Here is a 21,492-nt window from a genome sequence, read left to right on the forward strand (position 1 = left end):
AAAAAAATGAAAAAGATTAATAATTTATTGTTTTTAACCCTGCTATTTGCATTTTCGAATATTTTTTCTCAAAACACTTTGTTTAAATCAAAGAAGTTTGAATTGATATTTAACCAACCAGAATTTTTTAAAAACTTAAAAACATTTAGTTACGAAATTCAAGATGATGGTAATTATTGGAATCATGAATATAAAGAAGACGAGAAAAAGCCCGATAATTATTTAGATTACCCGAATTTACAATCTCTTACAAATGGTTTAACAATCAAAGGATTAAAGTCAGTAGAAAAGAACGGTGACATTCAAATTGTTGTAGGTTTTATAGGAAATCAATTAGAATTTGTAGAGAAAGGAGTTGAGCTTCGAGGAACAATGAATCTCATGATAATTATTGACGATAATAAATTGGTTCATAATGAAACAAAAAGAATACAATCTATTGTTACTAATTCAAGTATGTTTCCTACAAAAAATAGGTTTTATAGAAATAAAACCAAAGCTATGATCTTAACAAGTGTAGTACAAAGTTATATTGATAGTAAAATAGGAGTGTTATTTACAGGTAAAACGGAAATAGAATTGTTTTTTGGAGAATTTAGAAAAGCAAAAAAAGGAAAAGCAAAGGAATTTAATGAAGTTTCTAAGCCGCTAATAGAAGAAATTAAAAAAACTAAGTCTATAGATATCATAGATAAATCAATAGCTTATTGGAAAAAACAATTAGATATTGACTATGGTAAAAAATTAAAGCAAAAAAGAAAATTAAAAGTAATTTATACTAATTTAGCTACAGCAAGTATAATAAAAGGAGATATAGAAAAGGCAACAGAGTATTCAAGAATAGCAAAAAAAAATTCAGGATTCTTTGATGTTTTTAATAAAGGTTATTCAGATTACGCAAAAAGACTTAAATATGTCGAAGAAAATTTAAAACAAAAAAAACATACTATTACTAAAGATGGTAGATATGTATACGAAATAGAGATTAATGAAAAAGGTGTATTTGACTTAGGTAATACAAAAACAGAGTTTTCAAAGATTTTTATACAAAGATTTGTTTTAATTTCAAATCCTAATTCTGGAGTTATTTCTTTGGATGAAGGAGAAAGTCCTACTGCCAAAATCTTTATTGATGGTAAATTAAAATATATATATAACTGCAATAGTAAACATTCTATAAAACTTGAAAATGGTAAAACTATTATTTTTAAATTAATTAAAGGAGAATATATACCGTATGTGACAATTGACGGTGTTGAAGAAGGAAAACTTTTTTAAAAAAGATAAAGCAACAAAATTAAAATAAAAATCGTGTCAACATGACACGATTTTTTTATTGGCAATATTATTGATAAAATTATGCTGAAGAATTTAAAGAAACGATTTACAATGAGTAAAGATCAATATACAAAAGAAGACGAGTTAAAAGACGCTATTGATAATGCGCCAATTGATGAAACACAAGAAAAACAAGAAGTAGAAGAGGTTGTAGAGAAGGTAGAACCAACTACTGAAGAGTTATTAGCAACTGAAAAAGATAAACATTTACGTTTGTTTGCTGAGTTCGAAAACTATAAAAAGCGTACTTCTAAAGAACGTGTAGAGCTTTATAAAACTGCGGGACAGGAAGTAATGACAGTTTTACTGCCAATTTTAGATGATTTTGAGCGTGCTTTGACACATGCAGGTGATGATAAAGAAGCAGAAGAATTACGCAAAGGAGTATTGTTAATTTATCAAAAGTTAACAAAAACTTTAGAGCAAAAAGGTTTAACAGCTATTGAAGTAAAGCAAGGAGATGTTTTTGATGCAGAAGTACACCAAGCAATTACACAAATTCCAGCTCCTTCAGATGATTTAAAAGGAAAAGTTATTGATTGTATAGAAACAGGATATAAATTAGGAGATAAAATTATTCGCCACCCAAAAGTGGTGGTTGGACAAGCATAAAAATGATTTTAATATCAAAGCAATAGCTTTGTGCATGTATAAGAATAATTTTTAAAAATTGCTTTATTTAATAAGCAATTCTAGAATAGAATAAAATGGCAAAACAAGATTACTACGAAGTATTAGGCATTTCAAAATCGGCGTCGCAAGCAGATATAAAAAAAGGATATCGTAAAATGGCGATAAAATATCATCCAGATAAAAACCCGGATGACAAAACAGCCGAAGAAAAATTTAAACTATGTGCCGAGGCTTATGAAATATTAAGTGATGACAATAAAAAAGCACGTTACGACCAATATGGTCATGCAGCTTTTGATGGTCCACAAGGTGGCGGTGGCGGCTTTGGCGGCGGCGGAATGGATATGGATGATATATTCAGTCAATTCGGAGATATCTTCGGTGGTGGCGGAGGCGGCTTTGGTGGTTTCGGCGGCGGCAGAGGGCAACGACAAGCCAGAGTTAAAGGGTCTAATATGCGAATTCGAGTAAAACTTACTTTAGAAGAGATCGCAAACGGAGTAGAGAAGAAGGTAAAGGTTCGTAGAAAAGTTCAGGCAGACGGTGTTACTTATAAAACATGTACAACATGTAATGGTAGTGGACAGCAAATGCGAGTTACCAATACTATTTTAGGTAGAATGCAAACAGCAACTACTTGTGGTACATGTCAAGGAGCAGGAGAAATGCTTAACAGTAAACCAAGCGGATCAGATGCGCAAGGTTTAATTGTTAAAGAAGAAACTGTTTCAATAAATATTCCAGAAGGAGTTACAGAAGGAGTTCAATTAAAAGTAGGAGGAAAAGGAAATGAAGCGCCAGGTAAAAACTCTATTCCAGGTGATTTATTAGTTTTAATAGAAGAGATTCAACACGAAACATTAAAGCGAGAGGGAAGTAATATTCATTACGATTTATATATTAATTTTTCTGAAGCAGTTTTAGGAGTTTCTAAAGAAGTTGAAACAGTAACAGGGAAAGTAAAAATAAAGATTGATGCAGGAACTCAATCAGGTAAAATATTAAGGTTAAAAGGAAAAGGTTTACCAAGCATTGAGCGTTATGGTACAGGTGATTTCTTAATACATATTAATGTTTGGACACCACAAGAATTAACAAAAGAACAGCGTGGTTTCTTTGACAAAATGGTAACCGATGAAAATTTTAGCCCAAGACCGCAAAAATCAGATAAGTCATTTTTTGACAAAGTAAAAGATATGTTCTCTTAAACCTATTTTTTCGTTGTATAATTAAAAAAACCACTCAAATTTTGAGTGGTTTTTTTGTAAAAATTAAAACTATGTTAATTTTTATGTAAAATATTTTTTTTAATTAAAAAACTGCACTATATTTGTAGTCGTTTAGAAGACGTTCTAAACACTTTTTCTTTTTCATAGCAATTTTCCCACTCAATTTATTGAGTGGGTTTTTTTATGAAAATAGCAAATTTTATAAAAATATTGAAGCAGACCATCTTATCGACTTGTATTTAGTATAAGTAGGAAAGTCTGGACACCAAAGAGTAGCATAGCGGATAACACCCGTCCGGTGCAAACCGAGGACAAGTGCAGCAGAAAGTATGTACAGGTAAGGCTGTAGTGAAACCAGGTAAACTCTATGCGGTGCAATGTCATGTACATTAGAGCTCGAGCGCTACTCGCGCGATTCTAAGGGGTAGGCAGATTGATTTTACGAGTAATTGTAAAACTAGAGAAATGATAAGAGCCTTATTTATAAGGAACAGAATCCAGCTTATAGGTCTGCTTTTTTATTTTTATTAATTATAACCATTGATTTACTAATTTCTCAATGGTTTTAAATTGTTAATTTGATAATATATTAACATTTTAAGTCTTTTTTATTGTTGATTTCTTCTTTTTTGAAATATAAATTATTATTTGCTTAGTAATTCACCTAGTTATGTGTTTATTTTTTAAAATTGAGATGAAAGCAGTACTTTTGCTCAACTAAAATTGCACAATTTTACTTTTAATATTTAGATAATTAAGAGTGTTTGTATAAAACTCCAAAAGAGAATAAATACAATTAAAAGATTGTAATTAGGTGTTTAATGTTTTAAAAAAACCTTTAGAATGAGTATTTATATAGAGTATATAAAAGAGATAGAAGAGAGAAAAACACAAGGACTTCATCCAAAACCAATCGACGGTGCAGAATTGGTGGGTAAAATAATTAATCAAATTAAAGATTTAAATAATGAGTTTAGAGAAGATTCTCTTAACTTTTTTATATATAACGTTTTACCAGGAACTACAAGTGCTGCTGGTGTAAAAGCTAAATTTTTAAAAGAAATTATTTTAGGAGAATCTGTAGTTGAAGAAATTTCAACAGCTTTTGCTTTCGAACAGTTATCTCATATGAAAGGTGGACCTTCTGTAGAAGTGTTATTAGATTTAGCTTTAGGAAATGATGTAGTTTTGGCAAAACAAGCTTCTGATGTGTTAAAAACACAAGTGTTTTTATATGAGGCAGATACTGCTCGTATAGAAGAGGCTTTTAAACTAGGAAACACTATTGCAAAAGAGCTTATTGAAAGCTATGCAAAAGCAGAGTTTTTTACAAAATTACCAGAAATAGATGAAAAAATAGAGGTTGTAACTTTTATCGCAGGAGTAGGTGATATCTCAACAGATTTATTATCTCCAGGTGGTGATGCACACTCTCGTTCAGATCGTGAATTACACGGTCAGTGTTTATTTGAACATAACATAGAACAACAGAACGAATTAAAAGCAGTACAAGCACAACATCCTGATAAAAGGGTGATGTTAATTGCAGAAAAAGGAACAATGGGAGTTGGATCATCAAGAATGTCTGGTGTAAACAACGTAGCATTATGGACAGGTATTAAATCGAGTCCTTATGTACCATTTATAAATATTGCTCCGGCAATTGCGGGAACAAACGGAATTTCTCCTATCTTTTTAACAACTGTTGGTGTAACTGGCGGTATTGGTTTAGACCTTAAAAACTGGGTACAACAAAAAGATGCAGAAGGAAACACAATTCGTGATGAAAACGGAGACCCTGTATTAAAAGAAGAGTATTCTGTTGCAACAGGAACCGTACTTACTATTAATACAAAAGAGAAAAAATTATACAACGGCGATAAAGAGTTAAAAGATATTTCTGCTGCATTTACACCACAAAAAATGGAGTTTATGAAAGCAGGTGGTTCTTATGCTGTTGTTTTTGGTAAAAAATTACAAACGTTTGCTTCAAAAGTATTAAACATTGATGTTATACCTGTTTATGCGCCATCAAAAGAGATTTCTATTGAAGGACAAGGTTTAACAGCTGTTGAAAAAATATTCAATAAGAATGCAGTAGGAACTACACCAGGTAAAACATTACATGCAGGATCTGATGTTCGTGTAGAAGTTAATATTGTAGGGTCGCAAGATACTACAGGTTTAATGACTTCTCAAGAATTAGAGATGATGGCTGCAACGACTATTTCTCCAATTGTAGATGGCGCTTACCAATCTGGTTGTCATACGGCTTCAGTTTGGGATGATAAATCGAAAGCAAACATACCAAGATTAATGAGTTTCATGAACGACTTTGGTTTAATTACTGGTCGTGATCCTAAAGGAAAATATTTTCCTATGACGGATGTTATTCATAAAGTATTAAATGATATTACAGTTGGTGATTGGGACATTATTATTGGTGGAGATTCTCACACACGTATGTCTAAAGGTGTTGCATTCGGAGCCGATTCAGGAACAGTTGCTTTAGCATTAGCTACAGGTGAAGCCTCAATGCCAATTCCACAGTCTGTAAAAGTTACTTTTAAAGGACAAATGAAATCTTATATGGATTTCCGTGATGTAGTTCATGCTACACAAGCTCAAATGTTAAAGCAGTTTGGTGGTGAAAATGTTTTCCAAGGAAGAATCATTGAGGTTCATATTGGAACATTAACTGCCGATGAAGCTTTTACATTTACAGATTGGACAGCAGAGATGAAAGCAAAAGCATCTATCTGTATCTCTGAAGATGATACTTTAATTGAATCATTAGAGATAGCAAAAGGTCGTATCCAAATCATGATTGATAAAGGAATGGACAATGCAAAGCAAGTACTTAAAGGTCTTGTTGATAAAGCAGAAACTAGAATTGTAGAGCTTAAAACAGGTATTAAACCATCTTTAAGACCAGATGCAAACGCGAAGTATCATGCAGAGGTAGTTATCGATTTAGATGAAATAGCTGAACCAATGATTGCGGATCCTGATGTTAATAACGATGATGTTTCTAAGCGTTATACACACGATAATATTAGACCATTATCATTTTACGGTGGAACTAAAAAAGTAGATTTAGGTTTCGTAGGATCTTGTATGGTTCACAAAGGTGATATGAAAATATTAGCTCAAATGTTGAAAAATGTAGAAGCGCAACATGGTAAAGTAGAATTTAAAGCACCTTTAATAGTTGCACCTCCTACTTACAATATTGTTGATGAGTTAAAAGCAGAAGGAGACTGGGAAGTATTGCAAAAATACTCAGGTTTTGAATTCGACGATAACGCACCAAAAGGAGTCGCACGTACAGGATATGAAAACATGTTGTATTTAGAGCGTCCTGGTTGTAACCTATGTATGGGTAACCAAGAAAAAGCAGCTCCTGGAGATACAGTTATGGCAACATCAACACGTTTATTTCAAGGTAGAGTTGTAAAAGATTCAGGAGAGAAGAAAGGAGAATCTTTATTATCATCAACTCCAGTAGTAGTTTTATCTACAATTTTAGGAAGAACTCCAACTATGGCAGAATATGAAGCAGCTGTGGATGGTATTGTTCTAACTAAGTTTAAACCTTCTACAAAGCAGTTAGTTAGATAAATATAAACTTATTATATATTGTTAAAAGCCTGAATTATATATTCAGGCTTTTTTTTGTGCCTTAGTTAAAATGTTAAAAGATATATAAAAAACTTATTTTAGAATCAATCTATAATATGATAACTACTTTTAAATTGATGCTGTATTTTGTATATTACAACAATAAATTTTTAAAAAAAAAGTATGGCATTTGATATAGAAATGATAAAGAAGGTTTATGCTACAATGGCTGAGCGTGTAGAAAAAGCTAAAGAAATTGTAGGTAAACCGTTAACACTTTCAGAAAAGATTTTATACGCTCACCTTTGGGATGAAACTTCTAACAAAGCATTTCAAAGAGGTAAAGATTATGTCAATTTTGCACCAGATAGAATTGCGTGTCAAGATGCTACAGCACAAATGGCTTTATTACAATTTATGCAAGCCGGAAAACCAAAAGTAGCTGTACCAACAACAGTACATTGTGATCATTTGATTCAAGCAAAACAAGGAGCTGCAGTAGATTTAAAACGCGCAAACAAAACAAGTAGTGAAGTTTTTGATTTCTTAGCATCAGTTTCTAATAAATATGGTATTGGTTTTTGGAAACCAGGAGCAGGAATTATTCATCAAGTTGTTTTAGAAAATTATGCCTTTCCAGGAGGTATGATGATTGGTACTGATTCTCACACCGTAAATGCAGGTGGTTTAGGAATGGTAGCAATTGGTGTAGGTGGAGCAGATGCAGTTGATGTAATGGCAGGAATGGCTTGGGAACTTAAATTCCCGAAACTTATAGGAGTAAAATTAACAGGTAGCTTAAATGGATGGACGTCTGCTAAAGATGTTATTCTTAAAGTAGCTGGTATTCTAACTGTAAAAGGAGGTACAGGAGCTATAGTTGAATATTTTGGAGAAGGAGCAAGGAACTTATCTTGTACCGGAAAAGGAACCATTTGTAATATGGGAGCAGAGATTGGTGCTACGACTTCTACTTTTGGTTATGATAAATCAATGGAGCGTTATTTACGTGCTACCGATAGAAGTGATGTTGCCGATGAAGCGAACAAAGTAAAAGAATATTTAACAGGTGATGAAGAAGTATATGCAAATCCAGAAGAATATTTTGACCAAGTTATTGAAATTGATTTAAGTACGCTACGTCCACATTTAAACGGACCTTTTACACCAGATTTAGCAACGCCAGTTGGTGAGTTAGGAGCAAAAGCAAAAGAAAATGGTTGGCCAATTAAAGTAGATTGGGGACTTATAGGTTCTTGTACAAATTCTTCTTATGAAGATTTAACGAGAGCTGCATCCATCGCAAAACAAGCGGTAGATAAAAAGATTAAACCGAAATCTGATTTTGGAATCAACCCTGGTTCAGAGCAAATTCGTTTTACTGCTGAACGTGATGGCGTTTTAAAAATATTTGAAGATTTAGATGCTACTATTTTTACGAATGCCTGTGGACCATGTATTGGGCAATGGGACAGAAGTGATAGAAAAGGCGAAGAAAAAAATACAATTGTACATTCATTTAATAGAAACTTTTCTAAGCGTGCAGACGGAAACCCAAATACACATGCATTTGTAGGATCGCCAGAAATGGTTGCTGCTATTGCAATTTCAGGTCGTTTAGATTTCGATCCAATGAACGATACTTTGATTAATGAAGATGGTGAAGAAATAAAATTAGATGAACCAAAAGGTATTGAGTTGCCTCCTTTAGGATTTGATGTTATAGATTCTGGTTATGAAGAACCTTTAAAAGATGGAAGTGCTGTGAAAATTTCAGTGAATCCGAGCTCTGAACGTTTACAGTTATTAACACCTTTTAAACCTTTAGGAAATAATATAAAAGGGGCTAAACTTTTAATAAAGGCATTTGGTAAATGTACTACAGATCATATTTCTATGGCAGGGCCATGGTTACGTTACCGTGGACATTTAGATAATATTTCTAACAACTGCTTAATTGGTGCCGTAAACGCTTTTGGTAAGAAAACAAATTTTGTTAAAAATCAATTAACAGGAGAATTTGGTGGTGTACCAGATGTAGCTAGAGCATACAAAGCAGCAGGAATAGAATCTATTGTAGTAGGAGATCATAATTACGGTGAAGGTTCATCAAGAGAACACGCAGCTATGGAGCCACGTCATTTAGGTGTTGCAGCGGTTATTGTAAAATCTTTTGCGCGTATTCATGAAACCAATCTTAAAAAACAAGGAATGTTAGGTTTAACGTTTGCTATTGAATCTGATTATGATTTAATTCAAGAAGATGACATTTTTAATTTTGTTGATTTAAAAGATTTTGCACCTAATAAACCTTTAACGATTGAAGTTGTTCATGCTGATGGTTCTAAAGATGTAGTTATGGCAAATCATACGTACAATCAAGGGCAAATAGAATGGTATAATGAAGGTTCTGCTTTAAACTTAATTAAAAAGCAAAACGCTTAGAGTAGGCCTAACTAATTAATATAAAAGAACTCTAGATTTTATCTGGAGTTTTTTATTTTTGTCAAATGATACAAGCACTCAAAAATATTTCAAAAAAACCATTATTTGTAATTGATAAAGAAATACCAATTACCAAATATATTCCTATCTCAATAGCGAGCTCAAATAAAGATTTAACCTTTGATGTTGCTTCTTCAGATGAATGGGAAGTTTATATCAATAATTATCTTAAAGAAAATGATAAAGAAGTTGCTTTTGGAGGATATTTAGAGACTAGAGATATTTACAATAGAAGTGAATATTTTAATAAACAATCCAAAGAAAATCAGCGAAATATTCATTTAGGTATCGATTTATGGTGCGATGCTAATACTGCTGTTTTAGCGGTTTTAGATGGTGAAATACATAGTTTTAAAAATAACACAAATCACGGTGATTACGGGCCAACCATCATTTTAAAACACACTGCTGATAATTGTGTTTTTTATTCACTTTATGGTCATTTATCAGAAGATTCACTAAACAACTTAAGTGTTGGAGATAAAGTATTACAAGGTGAAAAAATAGCAATGTTAGGTGATAACTCAATAAACGGAGATTATGCTCCTCATTTACATTTTCAACTGATAATTGATATGGAAGGTAACCTAGGTGACTATCCGGGAGTTTCATCTATAAAAACGTTAGACTTTTATAAAAATAATTGTCCAAACCCTAATTTATTATTAAAATTGCCAAATGAAGTATAGACAACTTACCAAAGAACAATTTGAAGGATTGCATGAAGAATTCGCTCGTTTTTTAGCCTCTCAAAGCATTGATGCTAAAGAGTGGAAAGAATTAAAAGAAGAGAAACCTAAAGTGGCTGAGGATGAAATGAATGTTTTTAGTGATGTTGTTTGGGATGACGTGCTTACTAAAACAAGACATTTAGAACATTTTTCCCCAAAAGTGGTAAACTTATTTAAATGTGATGAAGAAGAAATTCATCGTATTGTTATTAAAATTGATAAAGAAATAAATTTATTAGAGCAAGAAGGTTTTGAATGGTTGATGAAAAACCCTAATGACGAAAAAATAGAATTTTTTACAGGAACCAAAAAATACGAACAAGAAAGAAACGCTGAAGTTTTTGATTTGATAGAAAAAGGAAGTACTATTTCTAAAGGCGAGCTATTTACATATTTTAACAAGCTAACATCGTAAGTAACTTTTCAGTTCCTAAACTAGCAACGTCTTTAATAATTGTTAAATTACTAAAGGCGTTTTTGTTTACAACAGGTTTTGGATCTATAAAATAAACAGGTGTTTTATCTGAGATATAATCAATCAAACTAGCCGCAGGATATACTTGCATTGAAGTTCCAATTATTACTAAAATATCAGCTTTTAATGTAATTTCAATTGCTTTGTCAAGCATTGGCACATCTTCACCAAACCAAACAATATGCGGTCTTAATTGTGATTTATCTTCACAAATATCACCTAAAACAATATCTTTTGAGCAGTTATAAACCAAGTTTTTATTGGTAGTACTTCTTGCTTTTCGCAATTCTCCATGTAAATGTAAAACGTTTTTGCTTTTGGCGCGTTCATGCAAATCGTCTACATTCTGAGTAATAATATCAACATGGTAATTTTTTTCTAGTTTAGCGAGATTATAATGAGCTTCATTAGGAGAAACATTTAGTAATTGTCTTCTTCGTTGATTGTAAAAATCGAGTACTAATTCAGGGTTTTTATAAAAACCTTCAGGTGTGGCAACTTCATAAATATCATGACCTTCCCATAAACCATCAGCATCTCTAAAAGTTTTTATTCCGCTTTCGGCACTAATTCCAGCACCTGTTAATATTACTACTCGTTTTTTCATCAGTAAAATTTTTACTCCTTAAAAATATGAAATTTTAGTATGTTTGTACTATGATTGACGAAGGATTATTTGCATATTTAGAAGGTTTTATTACGGATAAAAGAAAAGAAACATTTAATAGGGTGTTAAATGAGCGAACACGCCATTTTACAGTTGTTTTAGAAGATATTTACCAACCTCATAATGCAAGTGCGGTGGTGAGAAGTTGCGATATTTTTGGAGTACAAGATGTGTATGCGATTGAAAATAGGTTTACCAATAAAGTTTCTCGTCATGTGGCAAAAGGAAGTCAGAAATGGTTAAATATTAACCGTTTTAAAGAAGATGGCGATAATACCAAAGCTTGTTTAGAAGATTTACGAGCGAAAGGATATCAGATAATTGGTACTACGCCGCATACCGATTCGTGTGTTTTGGCTGATTTTGATGTTACTAAAAAATCTGCTTTTGTTTTTGGAGCCGAAAAAGACGGAATTTCAGATTATATTAAACAAGAAGCTGACGGATTTTTAAAAATACCGATGGTTGGTTTTACCGAAAGTTTAAATATATCGGTTGCAGCAGCAATTACTTTAAATGAGGTAACTTCTCGTTTAAAGAAGACAAATATCGATTGGCAATTAAGTGATGCAGAAAAGAAAGAGTTGTATTTTGAATGGATAAAAAACACCATTAAAAACCCTGATAAGTTAATTGAATATTATCAGAAAGAACTTAGTAAATAAATACATCCGTTAACCTATTTTTTTTTCAGTTTCTTATAATAGAGTGTACGTCATTGCGAATAAAATGAAGCAATCTTATTGTAAGAGATTACTTCGTTCATTCTTCTCTCGTAATGACGTTAAATAGTAAGTTTAGTGTTTTTATGTTTCGTCATTGCGAATAAAATGAAGCAATCTTATTAAAAGAAGTAAGAAATTAGTAAGCAGTAAGAGATTACTTCGTTCATTCTTCTCTCGTAATGACGTTAAATAGTAAGTTTAATGTTTTAATGCTTTGTCATTGCGAATAAAATGAAGCAATCTTATTGTAAGAGATTACTTCGTTCGTTTTTCACTCGTAATGAAGTTAAATAGTATATTTAGTGTTCTAATGTTTTGTCATTGCGAATAAAATGAAGTAATCTTATTAAAAGAAGTAAGAGGTTACTTCGTTCATTCTTCACTAGTAATGAAGTTAAATAGTATATTTAGTGTTCTAATGTTTTGTCATTGCGAATAAAATGAAGCAACCTTACTGTTAAGAGAAGAGATTCCTTCGTTCGTTTTTCACTCGTAATGACATTTAATTTAACTAGAACTTATAATTTTTAAAACCAACTCTTTAGTTAACGTTTGTCCGTTGGCTATTTTTTTAATGTTATCAAAAGTAAATACAAAATCACAACCATTTTTGTAAAGAGAACATCCGTAAGCAGATTTTCCTTTTAAAACAGTTCCTTTTTTACATTTCGGACAAATAATTGTTTCAGAAACTTCGGTTGTTTTCGATTGCGCTTTAACCGACGTTTGTTTTTGTTCTAGTTTTAAATTGAAATTAGCATCAAAACGAACCAATCCTTCAACTTTATCGTTGCCGTGCTTAAACCCTTTTAAATTAGTAGTACATCCTTTGTCAATCAAGCGAATTAATTGATTCTCAGATATTTTTTTATCCATAAAACTAAAAGGTAATTTAAAGTCACATCCGCTTTTATAACCAGAACATCCGTAGGCGGTACTTCCTTTTAATAACTGACCTTTTTTACATTTCGGGCATTCTTTAGATACTACTGATTTTTTCTTAGATGCTGCCTTTTTTGGTTTTGGTTTCGGAGCTTCATTTTCTGAAGACAGTCGTTTTGTTTTAGTGCTAGAACGGACTTCGTACACTAATTCGTCTACCATTTTTTTCATGTTGTTTATGAAAGTTCCGGCATTAAATTCTCCTCGTTCAATTTCTTTTAAACGTTTTTCCCAACGACCGGTTAATTCGGCAGATTTTAATAATTCATTGTCAATTAAATCAATTAAATCGATTCCTGTTTGGGTAGGAATCACTAATTTTTTTTGACGTTCTATATATTTTCTTCTAAATAAAGTTTCTATAATACTTGCACGAGTAGACGGACGACCAATTCCGTTTTCTTTCATCAATTCTCGCATTTCATCATCATCAACCTGCTTTCCCGCAGTTTCCATAGCACGTAATAAACTTGCTTCAGTATAATTACGTGGCGGTTTGGTTTCTTTTTCTAAAAAGCTAGGTTCATGTGGTCCTTTTTCACCTTTTACAAAAGTAGGTAAGGTGTTTGCTTCTGTTTTTTTAGTATCGTTTCCGTGCTCAAAAACAACACGCCATCCTTTGGATACTATTTCTTTTCCGCTTGTTTTAAAAGCTATTTTATCAACTTCACCAATTACCGAAGTGTTAGAAACATCACTTTCTGGATAAAAAACAGCAATAAAACGACGTGTAATAATATCATACACTTGTTGTTGATTGTACTGTAAATTATTCTGAATTCCGGTAGGAATAATAGCGTGGTGATCGGTTACTTTTTTATCGTCAAAAACCTTTTTAGATTTCTTTATTTTCTGTCCTAATAAAGGTTTTGTTAACTGACTGTAATTTGTAAGCTTACCTAAAATACCTGCTACTTTTGGGTAGACATCGTTAGGTAAAAAAGTAGTATCAACCCTTGGATAGGTAACAACTTTCATTTCATAAAGCTTCTGAACCATTTTTAGGGTTTCATCCGCAGAAAAGCCAAATTTATTATTACAATATACCTGTAAACCTGTTAAATCGAATAATTTAGGTGCGTATTCTTTTCCTTTCTTTTTGGTAACCGAAGTAATTTCGAAATCGCTTTCTTTTACTTTATCAGCAAAAACCTGACCTTCTTCTTTCTTTAAAAAACGCCCTTCTTCGTAACTAAAAAGTGTTTCGCGATATAAAGTTTGTAGTTCCCAATAAGGTTGTGGTTTAAAATGTTGAATTTCTTTAAAACGATTCACCAACATCGCTAGGGTAGGGGTTTGCACTCTACCAACCGACAATACTTGTTTATAACCCCCGAATTTAACGGTGTATAATCGTGTTGCATTTAAACCTAATAACCAATCGCCAATGGCACGAGAAAAACCTGCGTAGTATAAATTATCATACTGTTCGGCTGGTTTTAAATTATTAAAACCTTCTCTAATAGCTTCTTCAGTTAGTGAAGAAATCCATAAGCGTTGTACTTCACCTTTATAATTTGCTTGGTTTATTACCCAACGTTGTATGAGTTCTCCTTCTGTACCAGCATCTCCACAGTTTATAACAACATCAGCTCTTTCAAATAACGATTTAACAATGTTGAACTGTTTTTTTATACCACCATCGTTGGTTACTTTGGTGTTAAAACGTTCGGGAAGCATGGGTAAGTTATTTAAATCCCAACTTTTCCAATGCGGTTTGTAGTCTTTAGGTTCTAAAAGTGTGCATAAATGTCCGAAAGTATAGGTAACCGCATAACCATTACCTTCGAAATAACCATCTCGTTTGGTATTGGCTCCTAATATATTAGCAATTTCGCGAGCTACACTCGGCTTTTCGGCAATACAGACTTTCATTAACGCTATTTAGAAATTCGAAATTACTAAAATAAATTGGTTCGTGTAGATAGTAATTTTGGAATATGTTAATTGATGATTTATTTTAAAATAAACACTTTTTTCGTAATAAAATTAAATCATTATTAAACTCAATAGCCTTTTCAGCTCTATTATATGCGTCCTCAGAATTTTTTAAAGCATTTTTTTTGAATTTATCATTATCAATGGTTGCAATTGATTTAAAGGTTTTTTGTAATCTTAGCATAACCTCAATATTATTAGCACCGTCTCTTGCAATTGGTCTAAAAGCATCATCAAAAAAATCAGCGATAGCTATTTGGGGCACTTCAACACGATTATATGTAACTTCATGTTCTTGTTCTTCTTCTTGAGCTTTTTGTTGCCATAAAAAAAAGAGCCTCTCATGGCAACCAATAATTTGTATTGCTGTGCCAGGGTCATTTATCCCTGGTGATAAAGCTCTACTTGCAATTTCGGTTAAAGAGGTAAATCCTAATCTAGGATCATCTTCATACAACCTATTATGACCTACATGAATCGCACTATTAATACTTTGTTGTATTTCTTTAATTTCTATATCAGTCTCGCTACTAACATAAGCAACAACAAAGTTTTTATTAATAAATTTTCCTGGTAAACAATTTAGTTGAATTTTTATTTTTTTTTCTTCAGCCAATTCTTGTAATACTTCTATATTAATGTGTTGTATATAACCAATTGTGTTTCCGCATATAGCATTAGCCTTATTAAATTTTTTTTTAATGGGATTAGCTTTTAGATTTGGGTATTTAATATAAGTTGCTATAGCTTTAGAAGCTACCGTTTCTATTTGTTGTATTGTGTGCTCTAAACGACCTAATCTTGAAATTTTATCTACCCATCGTAAAAATGTTAAAATAACAACAGTAAATAATATTAAGGTTAATAAAAAAAGTAAAAACCTACCTGCTTTTTGATAATACCCATTATCAAGAGCTATAGTAGCAACTATACTAAATATAAAGGCTCCGATAAAAACGGATAGAGCATTTTGAGAAACATCATCTGTAACTACAATTTTAAAAGACCTTGGAGTTGCCGTGCTACTTGCTGATGAAAATGCAGATAGCATAGATGTTACAGCAAATATAGAAATTACCAACATACTTGAAGATATGGTATCTAAAAGCCCTTTTATAGAGTCTGTGTCTATACTAGGAACATGTTTGCTAATTCCAAAACCATCTATTTGATGTGCTAAGAGTGCCCCAAAAACTGAAAATAAACAGAATAAAAGCGGTCTAAACCATAGTTGCTGACGGATTTTATTATAATAAATAATTACTTTTTTTTTCATCAAATAATTTTTTAATTAAACAAGAAGTAATTTTAAGCTATCATTTCATTTTAACTAAATAGCTAATTTACAGAAAAAAATGTTTTAGATACAGATAGACTAAAACCCACGTTGTCTTTTAGCTTCGAAAGTTAAAATAGCCGCGGCCACAGAAACGTTCATAGAATCTATTTGACCTTGCATTGGTATATTGATGTTTTGCGTTGCTTTATCTCTCCAAATTTGTGTTAATCCGGTTGCTTCGGTTCCTACAACTAAAGCAGTTGGTTTGGTATAGTCATTTTTGTGATATTCGTTAGAATTTTGAAGCGTAGCACTGTAAATATTAATTTTATACTGTTGTAAAAATTCAATAATTTCTTCGGATGTTCCTATGCCAATCTGATTGGTAAACAAGCAACCAACACTAGAGCGTACAATGTTAGGATTAAATAAATCGGTTTTTGGATTTGCTATAAAAACAGCATCTACATTTGCAGCATCAGCAGTACGCAACATAGCACCAATATTACCTGGTTTTTCAATGCCTTCTAAAACTAAAACAAGTGGAGTAGTGGTATTAAATTGAATCGTTTTTAAATTAAATGTTTTAGACTTAACAACAGCAACTACACCTTCGGTAGTATCTCGATAGGCTATTTTTTGATAAATTTCTTTGGTGATTTCTATACAGTTTGTAGTATGTTTTAACAGCTTATCTAAATTTTCGTTAGAGAACATATTCGGAACAAATAAAATAGTTTCTATTTCATAACCACCGCCAACAACTAAAGATATTTCACGTTGCCCTTCAACTAAAAACAATCCTTTCTTTTTTCGCTCGCGAGATTTATCTTGAAGTTTTAATAAATCTTTAATATAAGGATTCTGTATGCTGCTAATCTGTTTCATAAATACAAAAATACCCAATTAAGGGTATTTTTGATAGTATTTATAATACAATTTATAATTGAATTAAAAAGCTATTATAATATTGATATATAACGTCGTTACGTGAAATTTTTAATTTCGAAGTACTCTTAAAATTAGGAGCTCATAACTTAAAGATTCCTTCACGTTGCTCGGAATGACGTTTCTTAAAATACTAATTTTATTATTGATTTTTATATTTATTAGAATAACGTTTCCAAAGTTTTGTTTGGTGTGATTCTAAACTAATTTTTCGGCCCTGTATAAAAGCTTCGTTTAAAATATTTGTTCGCATATCTAAAGCATCACCTTCAGATATAAATAACGTAGCATCCTTACCAACTTCTAAAGTTCCTACTTTATCATCAACACCTAAAATCTTAGCATTGTTTTGAGTAATTAACTGTAAAGCTTTTTCTTTTCCTAATCCGTAAGCAGCGTATGTACCTGCGTAAAACGGAATGTTACGAGCACTCATGCGCTCCATGTCACCTTCCATACCTAAACCAATTAAAATACCAGCGTCTGATAATATTTTAGCAGCACGATAAGGTAAATCATAATCTTCATCCTCGGCACTAGGTAAACGGTGTGCGCGTTCTAAAATTACCGGAATATTATTTTCTTTTAGTAAATCTGCAACCTTTTCAGCTTCTTGTCCGTGGACTATTACTAAGTTATTGATTCCAATCTTTTTTAAAGTAGTAACGGCATCAGTAATCGCTTTTTGACCACTCACGTGAACAAACATTTTTTGAGATCCGTTTAAAACTCCTTGCAATGCCTCGTAAGGTAAAATTTTAGCAGCTTTATCACCAACCAAATATGCTTTTGCATTATTGATATAGCTAGTTATTTGAGCTATATTTTTTGCATAATCTTTATTTGGTTTTAAGCCAGGTTCTTCACCTAACCACCAACGACCGTTGCTAAAATTACTTGGCCAATTCATATGAATACCATCGTCTGTTTTTAAAGCAGCATCTTCCCAGTTCCAAGCATCAAATTGTACGATAGATGATGTTCCTGAAATAACACCACCACGAGGCGTAATTTGCGCCATTAAAACTCCGTTCGGACGCATAGATTCAATTACTTTACTTTCGGTATTATATGCTATAATACTACGAATATGTGGTAGCATAGAACCTACTTCATCAAAATCTCTTGTAGCTCTTACGGCATCTATTTCTGCCAAACCTAAAGAAGTGTTTGCTGCAATAAACCCAGGATATACATGTTTTCCTTTAGCATTAATTACTGTTCCTCTTCTAGCAATTTTCATCATTGCACTACCAACGAAAGAAATTTTTCCGTTAGAAAACATGATTAAAGAATTTTCGATAACTTTTCCGTTTCCTAAATGAGCGGTGGCACCTTCAATGCTATAATCTTGCGTTTGTTTGGGCGCAGGTGTTTGTTGTGCTAGTATATTTCCTAAGAATAAGAAACAAACTAAACTATATATTATTTTAAATTTCATGTTTATTATTTTTAAGTTCTTATTCTGTATCACAGTGAAATAATTTTTTAGCTTTCTTAACAGGAGCTTGTGTTTTAGCGCCTTTTAATTTTTCTTTTAGCATCATATTAATCAGTTTCGAACGCTCATTTTTTATAACTGCACGTTTTTCTTTATCCTTTTTAATATCAAAATAAAGCGCACCATCAATAATGGTATTTTCTGCTTTAGAATAAATTGATAACGGGTTACCGCTCCATAAAACAACATCTGCATCTTTACCAACTTTAATACTACCTGTACGGTCGTTTAAGTGTAATAATTTTGCAGGATTTATGGTAACTGTAGCCCAAGCTTCTTGTTCAGATAAACCACCATATTTAATTAATTTAGCAGCTTCTTGATTTAAACGACGAGACATTTCTGCATCATCAGAATTAATAGCAACTGTAATTCCTTGGTTGTGCATAATTGCAGCATTGTAAGGAATTGCATCGTTAACTTCGTATTTATAAGCCCACCAATCTGCAAATGTAGAACCACCAGCGCCGTGCTCTTTCATTTTATCAGCAACTTTATAACCTTCTAAAATATGTGTAAAAGTGTTGATGTTAAAATTGAACTTTTCAGCAACTTTCATTAACATATTAATTTCAGACTGCACATAAGAGTGACATGAAATAAAACGTTCTTTATTTATAATTTCAGCCAATGTTTCTAACTCAATATCTTTACGATATGGTTGTCCGTTTTTCTTTTTAGTATCGTATTCTTTTGCTCTTTGAAAATAATCGATATAAACCTGTTCAACTCCCATACGTGTCTGTGGAAAACGAACTGTTTGAGTATCTCCCCAATTCGCTTGTTTTACATTTTCACCTAAAGCAAATTTGATGAATTTAGGCGTATTTTTATAGATTAATCCATCAGCTTCTTCTCCCCATTTTAACTTGATAATGGCAGAGCGACCACCAATTGGATTTGCAGAGCCGTGTAAAATTTGAATAGAAGTAACTCCACCAGCAATGTTTCTGTAAATATTAATATCATCAGGATCTACAACATCTTCAATTGTTACTTCGGCAGTAGAGTTGTGGCCAGATTCGTTTACTGCAGAAGTTGCAATATGCGAATGTTCGTCAATAATACCAGCAGTTAAGAATTTACCAGTTCCGTCGATAGTTTTAGCACCGTGATTTGAAAGATTTTTTCCTATCTGAGAAATTTTACCATCTTTAATTAAAACATCCGTATTTGTTAAAACTTCATTGTTTTCTGAAGTCCAGACTGTTGCGTTTTTAATTAAAATAGTTTGTTGTTGTGGTTTAGTATAATTTCCAAACCCTATATTAGGATAAGAAACAGCAACTACAGTAGTTTTCTTTTCCTTTTTCTCATCTTTTTTCTCATCTTTTTTAGAGTTGAAAGTAGCTGTCCAATTAGTTTCGTTTCCGCTATTATTAATCGCAGTTCCGTTTAGGTTTTTATGATCAACAAATCCTGACAAACGAGAAAAATTATCACCATCTCTTAAAGTAATTTTCACCCAATTATCTACAAATGAAAACTTAGAACTAATTTTTTTAGCATCCTTTTTTATAGTAGCTTTTTGCTTAGTTCCTTTTCCGCTGATAGACATTTTATATGTTTCTCCATTTACAGCTAAAGTATATTCACCAGAAATATTTTTAATAGTAATATCGTTTACTACATTTTTATCTCCTTGTACCCAGTTTTCATAAAGCGTTGTGTTTTTATCAAAAATATCACCAGAAGTAATTAAAAAGTTAGCAAAGCTACCTTTGTTTAAGTTTCCTATTTTATCGTTTTGTAGAATTTTAGCAGGAATACTTGTTAAAGCTTCTAGGGCAGTTGTTTTGTCTAAACCAAACTTTATAGCCTTTTGTAAATTAGCTGTAAAGTCAGTAGCTTTTTTTAACTTATAAGTAGTTAATGCAAAGGGAACATTATTTTTAGCAAGTGCTGCAGGATTTGCAGGCTCTTGATTCCATTTACGCATATCGCTTAACTCAATTTTATCCGCTAAAAAAGCATTACTTACATCGTATGCTTTTCTGAAATTGATAGGAATAATAAAAGTAGCGTTGGTGTTTTTAATAGCATTGATACGTTCGTATTCGTTACCACCACCTACAATTGTATATTGAATTCCGAATTCATCACCTACTTTATCTGCACGTAAATCATCTAAATAATTACCTGCTCTAAATATTTGAGGAAGATCTTTTTTATCATTTAAAGCTTGTAAAGCTAAATCAGTATTTTCTATATTTCCTTTAGCATACCAAGCGGCATCTAAATACGTTTGTCTTAACAACGCCATGGCTCCCATACGCGATGTAGGGTAAGACTGACGTGTTTTATTACTTTTACTAAAAGAAAGGTAATTAGCAGATTGCTTATTTAAAATACGATAGGCATCAGAAGTAGCAGGGTTTAAAGCTACTAAAACTCCGTTACCTTGCATAATTCCATCTTCTAAATGCGTATTTACAGTACCAAAACCTAAGTTTAATAATTCTTTGGCTTTTTTAGTATCGAATTTAAAATCGTTAAAAGAATTTACGTCAGGTCTAATATGATCGTTCCAATAGTATCCTTTTCTACTAGCATCATATTGTGGTCCTTGTCCGCGACCACCTTCTCTTTTAGGTGCTTTTATTCCAAAATCAGAATACACATCAATAAAAGAAGGGTAAATAGTTTTACCATTTAAATTAACGGTTTCAGTTCCTTTAGGAATGGCAACAGATTTACCTATTTCTAAAACTTTACCGTCTTTAATTAGTAGTGTTCCTTTTTTTATAATGTTGGTTGGACTTACATAAATTTTTGCATTAGTAAATGCATATAATTTATTTTTTGATGTTTTAACTCCTGTATTACTTGGAAAGTATTCTTGTGCATGTACTATTGATACACAAAGAAATAAGAGTAGAATGAGTACTTTTTTCATTGATTAATTAAGTTGATTTATGTGATAAAGATATTTATTTAATAATGAGCAAATAACGTTTTAA

14 protein-coding genes and 1 other RNA gene are annotated in these 21,492 nt (G+C 32.0%); 9 read left to right on the forward strand and 6 right to left on the reverse strand.

Translation table 11 applies throughout. The annotated features are described in order from the left end of the window. The first annotated feature begins 6 nt into the window (after positions 1-6). From RRF68_RS02215 to RRF68_RS02250, 8 genes are all read left to right on the forward strand, one after another. Positions 7-1,278, forward strand: coding sequence for a hypothetical protein (locus tag RRF68_RS02215; RefSeq protein ID WP_315944849.1), 1,272 nt, complete (start codon positions 7-9; stop codon positions 1,276-1,278). 81 nt (positions 1,279-1,359) lie between these two features. Then, positions 1,360-1,950 (forward strand): nucleotide exchange factor GrpE, encoded by a 591-nt coding sequence (locus RRF68_RS02220; protein WP_410016836.1) that lies wholly within the window; start codon positions 1,360-1,362, stop codon positions 1,948-1,950. Positions 1,951-2,045: 95 nt separating this feature from the next. Then, positions 2,046-3,179: a molecular chaperone DnaJ gene (gene dnaJ / locus RRF68_RS02225; RefSeq protein ID WP_315944850.1), complete on the forward strand. Its 1,134-nt coding sequence runs from the start codon at positions 2,046-2,048 to the stop codon at positions 3,177-3,179. A 233-nt stretch (positions 3,180-3,412) separates the two neighbouring features. Next, positions 3,413-3,721, forward strand: an RNA gene (rnpB, locus tag RRF68_RS02230) — RNase P RNA component class A. Between the two features lie 322 nt (positions 3,722-4,043). Next, a complete protein-coding gene (locus tag RRF68_RS02235) occupies positions 4,044-6,821 on the forward strand; it encodes a bifunctional aconitate hydratase 2/2-methylisocitrate dehydratase (protein WP_315944851.1) in 2,778 nt (925 codons plus the stop codon). Between the two features lie 183 nt (positions 6,822-7,004). After that, on the forward strand, positions 7,005-9,266 hold the full coding sequence (locus tag RRF68_RS02240) for an aconitate hydratase (RefSeq protein ID WP_218772639.1): 2,262 nt from the start codon (positions 7,005-7,007) through the stop codon (positions 9,264-9,266). A 65-nt stretch (positions 9,267-9,331) separates the two neighbouring features. After that, entirely contained in the window at positions 9,332-10,015 is a 684-nt protein-coding gene (locus RRF68_RS02245; protein WP_315944852.1) for a peptidoglycan DD-metalloendopeptidase family protein, read from the forward strand. Then, positions 10,005-10,472, forward strand: a complete 468-nt coding sequence (locus RRF68_RS02250) for a DUF6495 family protein (RefSeq protein WP_315944853.1) — start codon at positions 10,005-10,007, stop codon at positions 10,470-10,472. The genes RRF68_RS02245 and RRF68_RS02250 overlap by 11 nt, the downstream gene beginning before the upstream one ends. On the opposite strand, the gene RRF68_RS02255 is transcribed toward RRF68_RS02250, so the two are convergent. After that, positions 10,453-11,139, reverse strand: a complete 687-nt coding sequence (locus RRF68_RS02255) for an NAD-dependent deacylase (RefSeq protein WP_315944854.1) — start codon at positions 11,137-11,139, stop codon at positions 10,453-10,455. The genes RRF68_RS02250 and RRF68_RS02255 overlap by 20 nt on opposite strands. Before the next feature lie 50 nt (positions 11,140-11,189). Between RRF68_RS02255 and RRF68_RS02260 the strand changes: the two genes are divergently transcribed. Further along, positions 11,190-11,864, forward strand: coding sequence for a TrmH family RNA methyltransferase (locus RRF68_RS02260; RefSeq protein WP_275316691.1), 675 nt, complete (start codon positions 11,190-11,192; stop codon positions 11,862-11,864). A 567-nt stretch (positions 11,865-12,431) separates the two neighbouring features. Here the strand turns inward: RRF68_RS02260 and RRF68_RS02265 are convergent. From RRF68_RS02265 to RRF68_RS02285, 5 genes are all read right to left on the reverse strand, one after another. Then, positions 12,432-14,741 (reverse strand): DNA topoisomerase 3, encoded by a 2,310-nt coding sequence (locus RRF68_RS02265; RefSeq protein ID WP_315944855.1) that lies wholly within the window; start codon positions 14,739-14,741, stop codon positions 12,432-12,434. An 85-nt stretch (positions 14,742-14,826) separates the two neighbouring features. After that, a complete protein-coding gene (locus tag RRF68_RS02270) occupies positions 14,827-16,080 on the reverse strand; it encodes a DUF2254 domain-containing protein (RefSeq protein ID WP_315944856.1) in 1,254 nt (417 codons plus the stop codon). A gap of 99 nt (positions 16,081-16,179) precedes the next feature. Beyond that, positions 16,180-16,971, reverse strand: a complete 792-nt coding sequence (locus RRF68_RS02275) for a TrmH family RNA methyltransferase (protein WP_218772632.1) — start codon at positions 16,969-16,971, stop codon at positions 16,180-16,182. Between the two features lie 202 nt (positions 16,972-17,173). Next, positions 17,174-18,472 (reverse strand): amidohydrolase family protein, encoded by a 1,299-nt coding sequence (locus RRF68_RS02280; RefSeq protein WP_315944857.1) that lies wholly within the window; start codon positions 18,470-18,472, stop codon positions 17,174-17,176. A 19-nt stretch (positions 18,473-18,491) separates the two neighbouring features. Then, positions 18,492-21,428 (reverse strand): amidohydrolase family protein, encoded by a 2,937-nt coding sequence (locus RRF68_RS02285; RefSeq protein ID WP_275316782.1) that lies wholly within the window; start codon positions 21,426-21,428, stop codon positions 18,492-18,494. Positions 21,429-21,492 lie beyond the last annotated feature (64 nt).

The sequence above is a fragment of the Tenacibaculum sp. HL-MS23 genome (genome assembly GCF_032463465.1).
GTDB lineage: Bacteria > Bacteroidota > Bacteroidia > Flavobacteriales > Flavobacteriaceae > Polaribacter > Polaribacter bernardetii.